This window comes from Nocardioides agariphilus, assembly GCF_015352445.1.
GTDB lineage: Bacteria > Actinomycetota > Actinomycetes > Propionibacteriales > Nocardioidaceae > Nocardioides > Nocardioides agariphilus.
The window spans coordinates 13,595-28,787 of the sequence record NZ_JADKPO010000026.1; the positions used below are offsets into that span (position 1 = coordinate 13,595).

10 protein-coding genes are annotated in these 15,193 nt (G+C 71.2%); 3 read left to right on the forward strand and 7 right to left on the reverse strand.

Translation table 11 applies throughout. The annotated features are described in order from the left end of the window. Positions 1 to 3,066: an ATP-binding protein gene (locus ISU10_RS17060; RefSeq protein ID WP_194697628.1), complete on the forward strand. Its 3,066-nt coding sequence runs from the start codon at positions 1 to 3 to the stop codon at positions 3,064 to 3,066. Positions 3,067 to 3,104: 38 nt separating this feature from the next. Here ISU10_RS17060 and ISU10_RS17065 read toward each other — a convergent pair whose 3' ends face one another. Then, a complete protein-coding gene (locus ISU10_RS17065; RefSeq protein ID WP_194697629.1) occupies positions 3,105 to 5,216 on the reverse strand; it encodes an alpha/beta hydrolase in 2,112 nt (703 codons plus the stop codon). 117 nt (positions 5,217 to 5,333) lie between these two features. Here ISU10_RS17065 and ISU10_RS17070 point away from each other — a divergent pair, with 117 nt between their 5' ends. Next, complete coding sequence (locus ISU10_RS17070; RefSeq protein WP_228501227.1) at positions 5,334 to 6,419, forward strand: class I SAM-dependent methyltransferase; 1,086 nt, start codon at positions 5,334 to 5,336, stop codon at positions 6,417 to 6,419. A gap of 228 nt (positions 6,420 to 6,647) precedes the next feature. Here the strand turns inward: ISU10_RS17070 and sucD are convergent, their stop codons facing one another. Both sucD and sucC read right to left on the reverse strand, forming a co-directional pair. After that, positions 6,648 to 7,532, reverse strand: a complete 885-nt coding sequence (gene sucD, locus ISU10_RS17075; protein ID WP_194697630.1) for a succinate--CoA ligase subunit alpha — start codon at positions 7,530 to 7,532, stop codon at positions 6,648 to 6,650. Positions 7,533 to 7,560: 28 nt separating this feature from the next. Continuing rightward, positions 7,561 to 8,724: an ADP-forming succinate--CoA ligase subunit beta gene (gene sucC / locus ISU10_RS17080; protein WP_194697631.1), complete on the reverse strand. Its 1,164-nt coding sequence runs from the start codon at positions 8,722 to 8,724 to the stop codon at positions 7,561 to 7,563. A gap of 320 nt (positions 8,725 to 9,044) precedes the next feature. Here sucC and ISU10_RS17085 point away from each other — a divergent pair, with 320 nt between their 5' ends. Beyond that, positions 9,045 to 9,896: a M23 family metallopeptidase gene (locus ISU10_RS17085; protein ID WP_194697632.1), complete on the forward strand. Its 852-nt coding sequence runs from the start codon at positions 9,045 to 9,047 to the stop codon at positions 9,894 to 9,896. An 11-nt stretch (positions 9,897 to 9,907) separates the two neighbouring features. Here ISU10_RS17085 and pcrA read toward each other — a convergent pair whose 3' ends face one another. From pcrA to ISU10_RS17105, 4 genes are all read right to left on the reverse strand, one after another. Beyond that, positions 9,908 to 12,358, reverse strand: a complete 2,451-nt coding sequence (gene pcrA, locus ISU10_RS17090) for a DNA helicase PcrA (RefSeq protein ID WP_194697633.1) — start codon at positions 12,356 to 12,358, stop codon at positions 9,908 to 9,910. Between the two features lie 55 nt (positions 12,359 to 12,413). Then, the gene (locus ISU10_RS17095; RefSeq protein ID WP_194697634.1) at positions 12,414 to 12,755 is read right to left on the reverse strand and encodes a hypothetical protein; all 342 of its coding nucleotides are present in this window, start codon (positions 12,753 to 12,755) and stop codon (positions 12,414 to 12,416) included. A 379-nt stretch (positions 12,756 to 13,134) separates the two neighbouring features. Further along, complete coding sequence (locus tag ISU10_RS17100; RefSeq protein ID WP_194697635.1) at positions 13,135 to 13,785, reverse strand: LuxR C-terminal-related transcriptional regulator; 651 nt, start codon at positions 13,783 to 13,785, stop codon at positions 13,135 to 13,137. After that, positions 13,778 to 15,124, reverse strand: coding sequence for an ATP-binding protein (locus tag ISU10_RS17105; RefSeq protein ID WP_194697636.1), 1,347 nt, complete (start codon positions 15,122 to 15,124; stop codon positions 13,778 to 13,780). Before ISU10_RS17105 ends, ISU10_RS17100 begins: the two co-directional genes overlap by 8 nt. Positions 15,125 to 15,193 lie beyond the last annotated feature (69 nt).

Sequence of the window (15,193 nt, forward strand, 5' to 3'; positions counted from 1 at the left end):
GTGGAGGAGGGCCACGCGACGATCCGGATCAGGCTGTCCTCGGCGCTCGCGGTCGACGTACCCGACGGTCGCAGGCTGGCCGGGCGCGACCTGGGCAGCCGCAAGGCCCGTACCTTGCTGGCGCTGCTGGCTGCCGAGCGCGGCGCACTCGTGCCGCTCGACCGCATCGTCGAGGCGCTGTGGCCCGATGACGCACCCGCCGACCCAGCAGCCAACGTGGCCACGATGGTCAGCCGGACCCGCAAGCTGCTCGGGGCGCACGTGCTCACCACCACCGGCCGTGCCTACGGCCTGACCCGCGAGGGTCACTGGCGGGTCGATCTCGACGAGGCCTCGGTCCTGGTCACCGAGGCCGGCACCCGATCAGCGGAGCCCGTACTTGCGGCGGCGAGCGCCCGGGCCGCCCTCGGTCTTCTCGGCAGCCAGCAGGCCCTGGTCGACGAGGACGACGCCGAGTGGGTCCTCGCGGTCCGTCGCGAGGCCGACGGCCTGCGCCGCCGCGCCCGGCACCTGCTGGCCGAGGCGCTGACGGCGCTCGACCCCGCCGAGGCGGTGGCGATCGCCGAGGTCAGCGTCGATGCCGACCCCTACGACGAGCAGGCGGTCCGCGTCCTGATGCGGGCTCTGGTGGCCGATGGCCGGGCCAGTGGCGCGCTGGCGGTGTACGACGACCTGGCCGGTCGCCTGCGCGAGGAGCTCGGCAGCGCGCCCGGCCGCGAGACCTCCGGGCTGCACCTGGCCGTCCTGCGCGAGGCCTCGCTGCCGACCGAGCAACCCAGCAGGCACCCGGCCGAGCGCGCGCTGCTCCTCGGCCGCGACCCGGAGATCGCGGTCGTCGAACGGGCCTGGGCCGGCCTCGCCTCTGCGAACGGCGAGCGGCTGCTGCTCGTGGCAGGCGAGGCGGGCATCGGCAAGAGCCGGCTGCTCGACGCCCTCTCGCAGATGTGCGCATCCACCGGGGGCCAGGTGCTGCGCGGCCGGTGCCACCCCGCCGAGCGCTCGCTGTTCCTGCAGCCGTTCGTCGACGCCTTGCGCCCCGCGCTCCTGGAGTCCTCACCCGCCACCGTGGCCACTCTCGTCCGCGGTCACAGCGCCGCCTGGCTCTCGCTGCTGCCGGAGCTCGCGGCTGTCGTCGCAGCGGACGTCCCCCTCCCCGCCGATGTCGACCTGCAACGACGCCAGGCCTACGACGCCGTGGCGGCCGTGTTGCGCCGACTCGCCCTCGACGGCCCGGTGCTGCTGACCATCGACGACCTGCACGACGCCGGTGCGGCGACCGTCGACCTGCTGGGTTACCTGGCCGGCCGCCTGCTCGACGCCGCGGTGCTGGTCGTGGCCGCCGTCCGCGCCGAGGAGGTCCAGGTCGCCGACCGGCTGCTGGACCGCGCGAGGGTTCTCAGACTGGAGGCGCTGCCCCGTTCGGCGGTGGACGCGCTGGCGGCTGCCGCCGGACTCGCCGCACACGGCGAGCAGGTGATGGCGCGCACGGCCGGCCACCCGCTCAGCGTGGTCGAGTACCTCCGCGCCCTCGCACACGGCGACAGCGGCGTCCCGGAGTCACTGGCCGACGCAGTGTCGAGGAGGGTCTCGCGGCTCGACGACGCCACCCGGACCGTGGTCGAGGCGGCGTCCGTCGTACGTCGTCGCATCGACCCGTCGCTGGTCGCCTCGCTCGTGGAGATGTCCGAGCTCGCTGCCACGCGCCACTGCGAGGCGCTGGTGGACAAGAGGCTCCTGGTGCGGAGCGGTCAGCACTACGAGTTCGCCAACGACCTCCTGCAGGAGTGCGTGCACGCAACGCTGCCGCCCGCCCTGGCCAGCGCGTACCACCGCAGGGCCGCGGACCTCACCGCCGACCGTCCCGAGGTGATGGCCGAGCACGCGTACGCCGCGGGCGACGGACCCCGCGCCGCGCAGGGCTGGCTGCTGGCCGGGGAGGCCGCGCTGCAACGGGCCGCGGTCGAGGACGCGCTCGGTCTGCTCGACCGGTCGCTCGCGGTGGAGCCCTCGTTCGCCGGCACCCGTGCTCGCGCCCTGCTGGCCCGAGGCGCCGCCCATGAGGCGCGCACGGCGTTCGGCGAGGCTCTGGCCGACGCGGATGCCGCCCTCGCCCTCGCGCGCGGCACCGACGACCGGCGGCTCGAGATGGCGGCCCTGCGGATGCGTGGCGGCGACGCTCCGGTGGGGCTCGGGCTCCCCGTCGAGACGGTGCTGCTCCCCCTGGAGGAGGGCCTGCACCTGGCCGCAGGCCTCGGCGACCGCGGCGCCGAGGCCGACTTCAGCACCCGGCTCGTCGTTCTCGAGGCCAGCCGGCTCCGGCTGGCCACGGCGCTGGACCGCGCGGAGCGGTCGGTGGCGCGCGCCCGGTCCGCGGGCTCGGAGGAGGCGCTGACCCTCGCCCTCGACGGCCTCAAGACCGTGTGGTCCTACCTCGGCGTGCCGCAGCGGCTCGGCGAGGTGGTCGCCGAGCTGGAGCCGCTGCTGCGCCGACGGGCCGACCCGTGGCTGCTGCAGTGGGCGGTGTTCGAGTCGTCGTTCGTGCTGGCCGGGCGTGGTCGCCTCGACGAGGCGCGGTCGCGCGTCGCCGAGGCGCTGGAGCTGAACCGGATGAGCGGCTACCCGGCCTACGCCGGCTACCTGCTGGCCCACGACGGCTGGTACGCGCGCCTGGCCGGTGACCTCGACGTGGCCCGACGGATCGGCCGCGAGGCACTCGAGGCGACCTCACCGGCCAAGCACCCGTGGTGGTACGCCACGGCCGCCGGCCTGTTGGCCGCCACCCTCGTCGAGACCGGGGACCACGCCGAGGCAGAGGGCGTCGCCCACCGCGGCCTGGACCTCGGCGAGACCGCGATGACCGGCGCCCGGCTGCGCTGCCTGGCCGCTGCCGCCGCGCTGGGCGACAAGGCGGCGGGCAAGGAGGCCGTCGCCCTGCTCGATGCCGTCGAGTGCCCGCCCGGCCACGCCTGGGTCACCGGCGCCGACGTCTACCTGCTCCTGGACCGCCACGACCTGCTCGCCCCCGCCATCGAGCACTCCTGGCCCCACCTCCAGTTCGCTGGTTGAGGTGCGAGCGGAGCGAGCCTCGAAACCACCGAAAGGAGTCAGAGCAGCTCGAGCACCATCCGGGCCGCCTTGGCCGCCCCATCGGTCGGCACCGGCAGGTAGTCGGTCGGAGTCTTGAGCACCGCCGCGAGCTCGTCGGCGATCCGGCCCGGGTCGGCGTCGCGGTAGTCCATCGCGCGACCAGCGCGGTGGCGGTCGAGCCGGTGCCGCACGTGGACCTGCTGCTCGAAGTGGTGCCCGAGCGGGAAGTAGAGGAACGGCCGTCCGGCAGCCGTCAGCTCCATGGTGGTGCTCAGTCCCCCCTGCACGATCGCCACGTCGCACGCCGCGTGGTGCAGGTCGAGGTCGGGCAGGAAGCCGTGCACCTCGACTCCTGGCGGCGCCCCCAGCGACGCCGGGTCGATGCGCGGGCCGGCCACGACCACCATCCGCAGGCCGGGCACGCTGCTGCGCGCCTCGTCGTACGACGCGACCACGCGCCGCAGCAGGGGCTTGCCCACGCCCGACCCACCGACGCTGACCACGCACACGACCTCGTCGTCGGCGTACCCCAGGCGCTGCCGCAGCTCCTCGCTATGGGAAGGGTCGGGCCGCTGCCCCATCACGTAGCCCGCGAAGTCGAAGTGCTGCTCGGTCCACTCGCGGATGCCGGGCAGGCCCGGACCCAGGGGCAGGTCGACGACGTCGCCGGGGTCGCCGACGAACACCGAGCGGTCGCGCAACCGTGGGTACCTCGCGACGTGCTCGACCATCTCGGCGTTGTAGTCGGCCGTCAGGTACGCCTCCCGCTCGCCACCGTCGGCCATCGGCACCCAGCCCACGAAGTCCGTCATCCACACGAACGGCGCCCGCTTGAGATCGGGGTGCTCGTGCAGGAAGTGGTCGAGGTCCCACGCCTCGTCGCCCAGCCACAGGTCGAACGACTCGCGCTCGACGAGGTCGTCGAAGACCATGAAGTTGTTGACCAGCACCTCGTCCATCCGCCGTACGGCCTGGAACGCGTGCAGGTCGTGCTCGCCCGACTCCGCCTCGAAGTGGCCCGACTCGCTGGCCAGCAGCCGCGACGCCGGGTGCACGACCTCGCCGAGCTCCTCCAAGAAGTCGGCCACCGGTGACTGGGTGAGCCACTGGATCTCCAGGTCGGGCCGTTGCTCCCTCATCGCCTCGGCGATCGCCAGGTCGCGGCGGACGTGACCCAGCCCTATCGGCGAGCTGAGGTAGAGGGCCCGCGGCCGTCGGCCACCCGCCGACGCACGGCGAGGAGGTGCGTCCGCACCCGTGACCCGGTCGACGAACCTCTTGACCGCGCGGTTCACCACCACCGGGTAACGGGCCATCGGCAGGTGTCCCGCGCCCTCGAGGACCAGGTGCTCGGCACCCGTCTCGCGGGCCACGGTCTCGAACCGGCCCACCGGCTGGCAGCGGTCATCGGTACCCGAGATGACCAGCACGGGGCACGACACCCCACGCAGCACCTGCAGCCCGTCCTCGGGCGTCGCGGCGTACTCAGACGCAGCCCGCGCGGCCAGCATGATCTCGCCGGTCGTGCCGAGCGCGTACTCGACGGCGTCCTCCCAGACCTTGGTGGAGTGTGGCTCGCACGTGAGCTGGCCGAAGAAGAAGCCGGCGAAGTCGGGCCAGTCGTCGAGCCAGTGGTGACGGTTGTACTTCGACCACCCGTCGTAGGCCGGCAACTCCTCGTCGAAGCGCTCCGCGGCTGCCCAGCGATACGGCAGGGGCGGCGTCTCGTCGCGGGCGTAGGGCGCGACGGCGACCACACCGGCCACGCGATCGGGGTGCATGGACGCGGCGATGAGTGCCAACCAGGCGGAGTTGCAGATGCCCACGAGGATCGCCCGGTCGATCCCGAGGTGGTCCAGCACGGCGATGCCGTCCGCCACCTGGACGTCGTCGTCGTAGGCCGCGGGGTCCATCGGCCGGTCCGACCGCCCGTTTCCCCGCGGGTCGACGGTGACCACGCGGAAGTGCTGGGCCAGGTAGGGCACCTGCCCCTTCCACACCCGCGAGTCGACGATGGTGTCCACCGGCGGGAACAGCACCGTGGTCCCGCCCTGCCCGAAGGACTCGTAGGCGACCTTGACGCCGTCGCGCTCGACGTACCCCTGCTCGTCCGGTTCCCGTGCCCGCATGTCCTCCACCCTCTGCCGCCTCGGTTGCAGTGCCGTTGCAACCGACCTGCAAGCGCCTCCCCGCAGCGTGTGCTCATCAGCATCCACCCGGGATGCCGGCAAAGGGGAGACCCAGACATGACCACCGTCGAAGAGAAGACCGAAGCACCCGCCATCGACATGGACAAGCTGATGGAGTTCGTCGGCAAGTTCGTCGGCGACCTCGGTGCCACCATCGGCGCCGGCAACGTACTGCTCGGCGAGCGGCTCGGCCTCTACCGCGCGCTCGCCGCCTCGCCGGGTGACGCGCGGTCGGTCGCCGCCGCCACCGACACCGACCCGAGGTACGTCGACGAGTGGCTGCGCGGCCAGGCGGCGGGCGGCTACATCCAGTACGACGCCGCGAGCTCGACGTACTCGATGACGCCCGAGCAGGCCTTCGCCCTGACCGACCCGAGCGGGCCGGTGTTCCTGCCCGGCGCCTACGAGCTGGCGCTCGGCGCCCTCAAGGCCCAGCACCACATCGAGGAGTCCTTCCGCACCGGCGCCGGCTACGGCTGGGGCCAGCACGACGAGGATGTCTTCAACGGCTGCGAGCGGTTCTTCCGACCGGGGTACCTGATGCACCTGCTGACCGAGTGGATCCCCGCGCTGGACAGCGTCCAGGCCAAGCTCGAGCAGGGGGCCTCCGTGGCCGACCTCGGCTGCGGCCACGGCGCGTCCACGCTGCTGATGGCCGGGGCGTTCCCGAAGAGCACCTTCGTCGGCTCCGACTACCACACCGGCTCCATTGAGGCCGCCCGCGAGCGGGCCGAGGACGCCGGGGTCGGCGAGCGAGTGCGGTTCGAGGTGGCCAGCGCCCAGGAGCTGTCCGCGTCAGGGCTGGACCTCGTCACGACCTTCGACTGCCTGCACGACATGGGCGACCCGCTCGCCGCGGCCCAGCACGTCCGGCGTTCGCTGGCCGCGGACGGTACGTGGCTGATCGTCGAGCCCGCCGCCGGCGACACCGTCGAGTCCAACCTGAACCCCGTCGGCCGGGTGTTCTACAGCTTCTCGACGTACCTGTGCGTGCCCAACGCGATGTCGCAGCCCGGTGGCTACGCCCTCGGCGCCCAAGCCGGCGAGGCCGCCATCCGCCAGGTCGTCACCGACGCCGGCTTCACCCGCTTCCGTCGGGTTGCCGAGACGCCCTTCAACAACGTCTACGAAGCCCGGCCGTAAGCACTGTCGGTTGAGGAAGGCGCGCCAGCGCCTGTCTCGAAACCCGGTGACGGTTGAGGAAGGCGCGCCAGCGCCTGTCTCGAAACCCGGTGACGGTTGAGGAAGGCGCGCTAGCGCCTGTCTCGAAACCCGGTGACGGTTGAGGAAGGCGCGCTAGCGCCTGTCTCGAAACCCGGTGACGGTCAGGCGGCCCGTCACCGTGGTTTCGAGACGGGACTTCGTCCCTCCTCAACCAGCGGAGGAGAGGATCTCCCGCATCAAAGCGGCGGTCTCGGACGGCGTCTTGCCGACCTTGACGCCGACCGCCTCGAGGGCTTCCTTCTTGGCCTGGGCCGTGCCGGACGAACCCGACACGATCGCGCCGGCATGGCCCATGGTCTTGCCCTCGGGGGCGGTGAAGCCCGCGACGTAGCCGACGACCGGCTTGGTGACGTGGTCCTTGATGTAGGCCGCTGCCCGCTCCTCGGCGTCGCCCCCGATCTCCCCGATCATCACGATGGCCTTGGTCTCGGGGTCGGCCTCGAAGGCCGCGAGAGCGTCGATGTGCGTGGTGCCGATGACCGGGTCGCCGCCGATGCCGATGGCGGTGGTGAAGCCGAAGTCCTTGAGCTCGTACATCATCTGGTAGGTCAGGGTGCCGGACTTCGACACCAGCCCGATCGGGCCCTTGCCGGCGATGGTGTGCGGGGTGATGCCGGCCAGCGACTCACCGGGCGTGATGATGCCCGGGCAGTTGGGACCGATCATCCGGGTGGACTTGCCGTCCAGGTAGGCCCAGACCTCTGCGGTGTCCTGCACGGGCACGCCCTCGGTGATGACCACGAGCAGCCCGATGCCCGCGTCGATGGCCTCGATGCAGGCGTCCTTGGTGAAGGCCGGCGGCACGAAGACGACCGACACGTCGGCGCCTGTCTCGGTCATCGCCTCCTTGACCGAGCCGAACACCGGCAGCTCCTGTCCGCCGAGCTCCACCGTCGTACCGGCCTTGCGGGCGTTGACGCCGCCGACGATGTTGGAGCCGGCGTCGAGCATGAGGGTGGTGTGCTTGGAGCCCATCCCGCCCGTCATGCCCTGGACGATGATCCTGGAGTCCTTGTTGAGGTAGATCGACACTTCTTAGCTCCTCAGCGTCCGACTGTGCTCAGTTGTTGGCAAGCTCGGCGGCCTTGTCGGCCGCGCCGTCCATGGTCGGCACCTGGGTGACCAGGGGATGGTTCAGCTCGTCGAGGATCCGGCGGCCCTCGGCGACGTTGTTGCCGTCGAGGCGGACGACCAGCGGCTTGCTCGCCTCGTCGCCGAGGATCTCGAGCGCACCCCTGATGCCGTTGGCGACCTCGTCACAGGCGGTGATGCCGCCGAAGACGTTGACGAAGACCGACTTCACCTGGTGGTCGTTGAGGATCACGTCGAGGCCGTCGGCCATCACTTGCGCGTTGGCGCCGCCGCCGATGTCGAGGAAGTTCGCCGGCCTCACCCCACCGTGCTTCTCGCCGGCGTAGGCGACGACGTCGAGGGTGGACATGACCAGCCCGGCGCCGTTGCCGATGATGCCGACCTGGCCGTCGAGCTTGACGTAGTTGAGGCCCTTCTCCTTGGCCTTGGCCTCGAGGGGGTCGGTCTCGTCCTTGATCACGAACTGCTCGTGGTCGGGGTGGCGGACCTCGGAGGCGTTGTCGTCGAGGGAGACCTTGCCGTCGAGCGCCTCGAGCTTGTCGCCCTCGAGCCGCGCCAGCGGGTTCACCTCGACGAGGGTCGCGTCCTCCTCGGTGAAGACGCGGTAGAGCGCCTCGATCATGGTGACGGCCTGCTCGAACACGGGCTCTGGGAACTTGGCCTCGGTCGCGATCTCGCGGGCCTTCTCGGCGTCGACGCCGGTGCCGGGGTTGATCGGGATCTGCTTGACGGCATCGGGGTTGGTCTTGGCGACCTCCTCGATCTCGACGCCGCCCTCGACCGAGGCGATGCAGAGGTACCGCCGGTTGGCGCGGTCGAGGAGGAAGGAGAAGTAGTACTCCTCCTGCGGGGGCGTCGCCGGGGTGATCAGCACCCGGTTGACCCGCAGCCCCTTGATCTCCATGCCGAGGATGGCCGACGCATGCTCGAAGGCCTCGTCCGGGGTCTTCGCCAGCTTCACGCCACCGGCCTTGCCCCGACCACCCGCCTTGACCTGCGCCTTGACCACGCAGAAGCCGAGCTCCTCGGCGGCCGCGCGGGCCTCCTCCGCAGTGGTGACCACGATGCCGAGGGTGGTGGTGACGCCGTGCTTGGCGAACAGCTCTTTTGCCTGGTACTCCATCAGGTCCACGTCGGCACCCTAGTCCCGCTGCGCGGAGGCCGACGAGACGGGTCAGATCAGCCGTATGCCGTCGGCTCGCGACCATCGTCGAGCGTGATCCCGGTCATTCCATATTCGCTTGACGCGGGTTCGCGGGTCCGTGACCTATCCGTTACAGTCGGGGCTTCCGACTCCCGTCCCCTGTCAACGGAGCGTCCATGGGTTCCCACCGTGCGGACACGCGCGCCTCGCGCGACCGCCGAGCGGCGACCCCGTCGACCCTTTCCTCCCCCGTTTCGCAGCCCGGCAAACGTGCTGCTCGCAGATCGGACAGCAGGCCACAGGCGCGAGTGCCTCGCGCCACGCGGCCGAGCATCGAGACCACCACCGAGCTGCCCGTGGCGGTCCAGGCGCCTCGACCCGCAGCAGCCGGACGGCGGTCGGCTCCGCGCAAGGCACTGATCCGCGGACTTCCCTCGGCCCCGATCCTGCTCGGCATCGCCGCGTTGGCGGTCTCGGTCGGCGGCGCGGTGACGGTGGCCGACCCGCAGCTGGTCGGTGCCGATGCGACTCCGCCGGCCAAGATCATGCAAGCGGGCGCCCTGAGCGGCAGCGGGGGTGTGGGCAGCAACGTCCAGCCAGGCGCCAGGGGCCCGATCGTGAGCCGCGACTCCAGCCGTGACCAGGACCCCGCTGCGGTCGACCCCGAGCTCGTCGCGGCCGCCGAGGAGCAGGCCCAGCAGTACGCCGAGGCCCTCGCCGACGTCAACAAGCAGGGCGACAAGTACTCCGCCAAGCTCAAGCTCAACCTCTGGCAGCTCCCGGTGCAGGGCTACCACCTCACCGCCCGCTTCGGTCAGTACGGCCTGTGGTCGAGCTACCACACGGGTCTCGACTTCGCCGGTCCGAGCGGATCGCCCATCTACGCGATCGCCAACGGCACCATCAGCTCAGCGTCCTACGACGGCGCCTACGGCAACAAGACCGTCGAGACCCTCGAGGACGGCACCGAGATCTGGTACTGCCACCAGACCTCCTTCGTGGTCAGCAGCGGCGAGACCGTCCACGCCGGAGAGCTGATCGGCTACACCGGCTCGACCGGTCACGTGACCGGCCCCCACCTCCACGTCGAGGTGCGCCCCGGCGGTGGCGACCCGGTCGACCCCTACGCCGCCTTCATCGAGCACGGTGTGACGCCCTGACGCCAGTCCCGTCAGAGCTTCTCCACGGGCGCGTATCTCAGTAGGAGCCGCTTCACGCCCTCGGACCCGAAGTCGATCGAGGCGACGGCCTTGTCCGCGACGCCTTCGAGCGCCACGACCGTGCCGAGGCCGAAGGTGTCGTGGGTGACCCGGTCGCCCGGCTCGAGCGAGGGCACCTCGCGGGCGGGCTTGGCCTTCGAGGCAGCGTCGGCGCGGGCGGCGGCCGAGGAGAAGTTGCGGCGGCCGGCGGCTGTGGGCGAGCCCAGTCCGACGCGACCTCCGGACAGGTCCGGACGTGACCACATCGTCTGGGCGGACTCCGTGCGCTTCCAGTCGACGAGGTCGACGGGCAGCTCGTTGAGGAACCTCGACCCCGGGTTGTGGGCAGGGGCGCCCCAGGCCGAGCGCATCAGGGCACGCGAGACGTAGAGCCGCTGCTGGGCGCGGGTTAGCCCCACGTAGGCCAGCCGCCGCTCCTCCTCGAGCTCCGGCTGGTCACCGAGGGAGCGCGAGTGGGGGAAGACGCCGTCCTCGAGACCGGTGAGGAAGACGACCGGGAACTCGAGCCCCTTGGCGGTGTGCAGCGTCATCAACGTGACCACGCCGCCGTGGTCAGCGCCGTCGTCGGGAGCATCGGGAATGGAGTCGGCATCGGCGACCAGGGCCACCCGCTCGAGGAAGTCACCGAGCCCCGGGGCGACGAGGCCGGCGTCGACGTCGGCGGGGTCGGCCGACGGCCCGGCCTGGGGATCGTCGGAGAACTCGCGGGCGACGGCGACGAGCTCGGCGAGGTTCTCGACGCGGGTGGCGTCTTGCGGGTCGTCGGAGGCCTCGAGCTCCTCGAGATAGCCCGAGCGCGACAGCACCGTCTCGAGGATCACGTCGGCCCGCTCGCCGGCGTCGACCATCGACTGGAGCTCGGTGACCATCGCCACGAAGCCCGTGATGTTGGCCAACGACCTGGTCGCCAGCCCGGGGGCGTGCTCGGCTTGTTGCAGCCCTTGCCAGAAGGTGATCCGCTCGCGCTCGGCGTAGGCGTTGACGCACTCGACGGCGCGGTCGCCGATGCCGCGCTTGGGAGTGTTGAGGATGCGCCGCAGCGAGACCGAGTCGTCGGGGTTGACCAGCATCCGTAGGTAGGCGAGCGCGTCGCGCACTTCGCGGCGCTCGTAGAAGCGAACCCCGCCGACGACCTTGTAGGGCAGGCCGACGCGGATGAAGACCTCCTCGAACACACGCGACTGCGCGTTGGTCCGGTAGAACACGGCCACGTCGGCCGGCCGCGCCTCTCGCTCGTCGGTGAGCCGGTCGATCTCCTCGGAGACGAACCGTGCCTCGTCGTGCTCGTCGTCGGCGACGTAGCCCACGATGCGAGGGCCGTCGCCCGCCTCCGACCACAGCTTCTTGGGTTTGCGCCCCTGGTTGTGCCCGATCACGGCGTTGGCGGCGTTGAGGATCGTCTGCGTCGAGCGGTAGTTCTGCTCGAGCAGGATCGAGGTCGCGTTGGGGAAGTCCTGCTCGAAGTCGAGGATGTTGCGGATGTTGGCGCCGCGGAAGGCGTAGATCGACTGGTCGGCATCGCCGACCACCATCAGCTCGGCCGGCGGGACGCGGTCGGGAGCCTCCTCGGGCGGCAGGCCACCGTCGTAGGTCGTCTCCTCCATCTGGTCGGCACACAGCTGGTGGATCAGGGCGTACTGCGCGTGGTTGGTGTCTTGGTACTCGTCGACCAGCACGTGGCGGAAGCGGCGTCGGTAGGTCTCACGCACGTCGGGGAACTGACCGAAGAGGTGGACGGTGAACATGATCAGGTCGTCGAAGTCGAGGGCGTTGGCCTCGCGCAGCCGCCGTTGGTACATCGTGTAAGCGGCGGCCATCGACTCCTCGAACCGGTTGCGGGTGTCCTTCGCCACGTCCTCGGGGTCTCGCAGCTCGTTCTTGTGGTTGCTGACCCAATGGAGCACCGCACCGGGCTGGTAGCGCTTGGGATCGAGGTCGAGGTCCTTGAGCACCAGGGTCATCAGCCGCTTGGAGTCGGCGGCGTCATAGATCGAGAAGCTCGACTTGAACCCCAGCTTGTCGACCTCCTTGCGCAAGATGCGCACGCAGGCGGAGTGGAACGTGCTGACCCACATGATGCGAGCCCGCTTGCCGACCAGCGCCTCGACCCGCTCCTTCATCTCGGCAGCAGCCTTGTTGGTGAAGGTGATCGCCAGGATCGAACCGGGGTGGGCCTTGCGCTCGGTGATCAGCCAGGCGATGCGACGCGTCAGCACCCGGGTCTTGCCCGAGCCTGCGCCCGCGACGACGAGCAGCGGCGCCCCGGCGTGCATGACCGCCTCGCGCTGAGGCGGGTTGAGCCCCTCGAGAAGCTCCTCGCGCGTCGGCGGACGCCGCCGCTGCGTCGCCTCCTCGGGGACGCCGGCGTTGTCCAGCTCGGGGAGCGAGAGTGCTTCGGTCATGTCTTGCCAACCCTACGACCGCCCACCCCCAGGGGTCTGGGCCACCCACAGGCGCTCAGGCGAGGAGCGCGACCCCGATGTTGGCGATCGTGAGCACGAGCAGCGACCAGTAGAGACCGGCAGGCAGCGGGGGCTTGCGGAGGTTGGCCATCACCAAGACGAGCAGAACCAGGCCGATCGCGAACTTCACGGCGATCTTGGTGTGGTCGACCGGGTCGTCGCCGGCCTCCAGGACCGCAACCAGGAACAGCCCGGCCAAGAACGCCGTGCCCACCCCGTCGCGCATCAGGCCGTTGACCCGCTTCTCGGGCCGGCGCACCTGCACGAGCAGCCCGACCAGCAGTGCCAGGACGCCGCCGATGTGGAGCACCAGCAGCACCGCGTGGGCGACGTCCATGTCGCGATCGTAGGGCCGATCAGCGCCCCAGCAGCTCAGGCGCCGCGGCAGGTTGCTTGCGTGCCACCGAGTCGCCGTAGAGCAGCGTGAGGCACAGGGCACCGAGAGGAGCGAGCGCCACCTGGGGCGACCAGCACGCACAGCGAGATCGACCAGATCGGAAGGCCGGTGAAGGCCACCAGCATGAGGAGCCCCAGGAGGAGCCCGACGGCATTGACGACGGCCCCCACCAGCAGGGCTACTCCGGCGGTGTACCAACCGCGGCGCCGTGCCCGAGCGGGTCGGTGTCGGCGTAGGACGGGGCAGGACTCAGCACGAGAAGGGCCAGCCCGAGCGCCCCCGCGATGCGGGCGAACACGCGCTCAGGCTAGTGCTCCCGCTAGAGCAGTCTGCGGTCCGAGGCCCACTTCGTCAGCTCGTGGCGCGAGGAGAGCTGCAGCTTGCGCAGCACCGAGGACATGTGGGTCTCGACGGTCTTGATGGAGATGAACAGCTCCTTGGCGACTTCCTTGTAGGCATAGCCGCGCGCGATCAGCCGCATCACCTCCCGCTCCCGCTCGGAGAGCCGGTCGAGGTCCTCGTCGACGGACGCGACCTCGATGGAGCCGGCGAACGCGTCGAGCACGAACCCCGCCAGTCGCGGCGAGAACACCGCGTCGCCCGAGTCGACCCGCTTGATCGCGTCCACCAGCTCGGGGCCGGTGATGGTCTTGGTGACGTAGCCGCGAGCGCCGCCACGGATGGTGCCGATGACGTCCTCGGCAGCATCGCTGACCGAGAGCGCGAGGTACTTGGTGTCGGGCGCCTGGGCGCGCCGGATCACCTCGACGCCGCCGCCGCCGGGAAGGTGCACGTCGAGCAGCACGACCGCCGGGTGCTGCGCCTGGATCATCGCGATCGCCGTGTCCACATCGGACCCCTCGCCGACCACGTCCACCGCGTCGCCGAGCTCGGCCTTCACGCCGACCCGGAACATCGCGTGGTCATCGACGATGACGACCCTGACCTTGTCGCCCGGCATCTCAGGCATGGCTCTCCTCTTCGGGCTTGTCGGTGCGCGGCAGCCGAAGGCGTACTTCGGTGCCCTCACCGGGGGTCGAGCGGATCTCCGAGGATCCACCGTGGCGCTCCATCCGGTCGACGATGCTGCCACGCACGCCTTGGCGATCCTCGGGCACCTCGCCAGGGTCGAAGCCGACCCCGCGGTCGCGCACGAAGACCTCGACCGCGGCCGGCGACACCTCGACGTAGACGTCGACCTTCCCGGTGCCCGCGTGCTTGGCGGCATTGACGAGCGCCTCGCGGGTCGCGGCGACGACCGCCCGCAGCGGCTCGGTGAACGGGCAGTCGCCGACGCAGACGAGATCGACGTCGACCCCGTGGTGGTCCTCGACCTCGGCCGCGATCGTGCGCATCGCGCCGGCGAGGGTGTCGGAGTCCTTGCTGTCGCCCTCGAACAGCCAGGCCCGCAGGTCGCGCTCCTGCGAGCGCGCCAACCTGGCCACCATGGCCGAGTCGTGGGCGTTCTTCTGGATCAGCGCCAGGGTCTGCAGCACCGAGTCGTGGAGGTGGGCGGCCATGTCGGCCCGCTCCTGGGTGCGAACCCGCTCGGCGCGCTCGGCCGTCAGGTCCCCCGCGAGCCTGAGCACCCACGGTCCGACCACGATGGCGAGCCCGAGGAAGCCGATCGCGGCGGCCAGCAGCACGCTGCCGAGGTCGCTGACGCGCCCCTCACCCAGCCCGAACAGGACCACGGCGGTGATGATGAGCGCAGCCCCAGCGGCGACGCGCGCGACCGCCTGCCAGGTGCCCTCGCCGAGCACCATCCGGACCGGGTCGAGCCGGCCCGTCGAGTCGACCCACCTCTCGCGTTGGGCCTCGTCGGCCTGCCGCCAGAGCAAGGCGATGCCGACGGCGGCGATCAGCAACGGCCAGAACCACGATCCAGCGCCCAGCAGGCTCTGGAGCAACAGCACGACGCCGAAGCCGAGCGCACCCAAGGCGATCGCCGGCCCTGCGTCGACGAGTCGCCGCACCCGGCGCGGCCGGGACCCTCGTCGGCTGGCGCTCTCGAGGCCGGGCGCACTCTCGGCGAACCGCTCGTCGGTGGGCAGCATCATCCAGAGGCCGGCGTACATCGCGAGCCCGGCGCCACCGAGAGCGGCCGCGACCACGAAGGCGACACGCACCCACAACACGGGCATGCCCAGGTGCTCGGCCAGGCCCGCAGCTACTCCACCGACGACGCGGTCCTGAGTGTTGCGGGTGGCCCGGCGGAAGACGTACGCCGTGTCATCGGGTCGGCTCGACGCCCCCGGGCGGCCGGGGCGGCCGGAGGGCGAGGCATCGAGCGTGGGCGTGCGGCTCATCAGGCTTCCATGGTCTCAGGTGGGCAGGGGCCCGACCATGAGGCAACACCCTGGCGGCTCCCGGACTGC

Excerpts from the sequence above, each read along its gene's own strand:
- ISU10_RS17095 (WP_194697634.1), bottom strand. The coding sequence starts at position 12,755 with ATGGACGTCGCCCACGCGGTGCTGCTGGTGCTCCACATCGGCGGCGTC.
- ISU10_RS17100 (WP_194697635.1), bottom strand. The coding sequence starts at position 13,785 with ATGCCTGAGATGCCGGGCGACAAGGTCAGGGTCGTCATCGTCGATGAC.
- ISU10_RS17065 (WP_194697629.1), bottom strand. The coding sequence starts at position 5,216 with ATGCGGGCACGGGAACCGGACGAGCAGGGGTACGTCGAGCGCGACGGC.
- ISU10_RS17105 (WP_194697636.1), bottom strand. The coding sequence starts at position 15,124 with ATGAGCCGCACGCCCACGCTCGATGCCTCGCCCTCCGGCCGCCCCGGC.
- pcrA (WP_194697633.1), bottom strand. The coding sequence starts at position 12,358 with ATGACCGAAGCACTCTCGCTCCCCGAGCTGGACAACGCCGGCGTCCCC.
- ISU10_RS17070 (WP_228501227.1), top strand. The coding sequence starts at position 5,334 with ATGACCACCGTCGAAGAGAAGACCGAAGCACCCGCCATCGACATGGAC.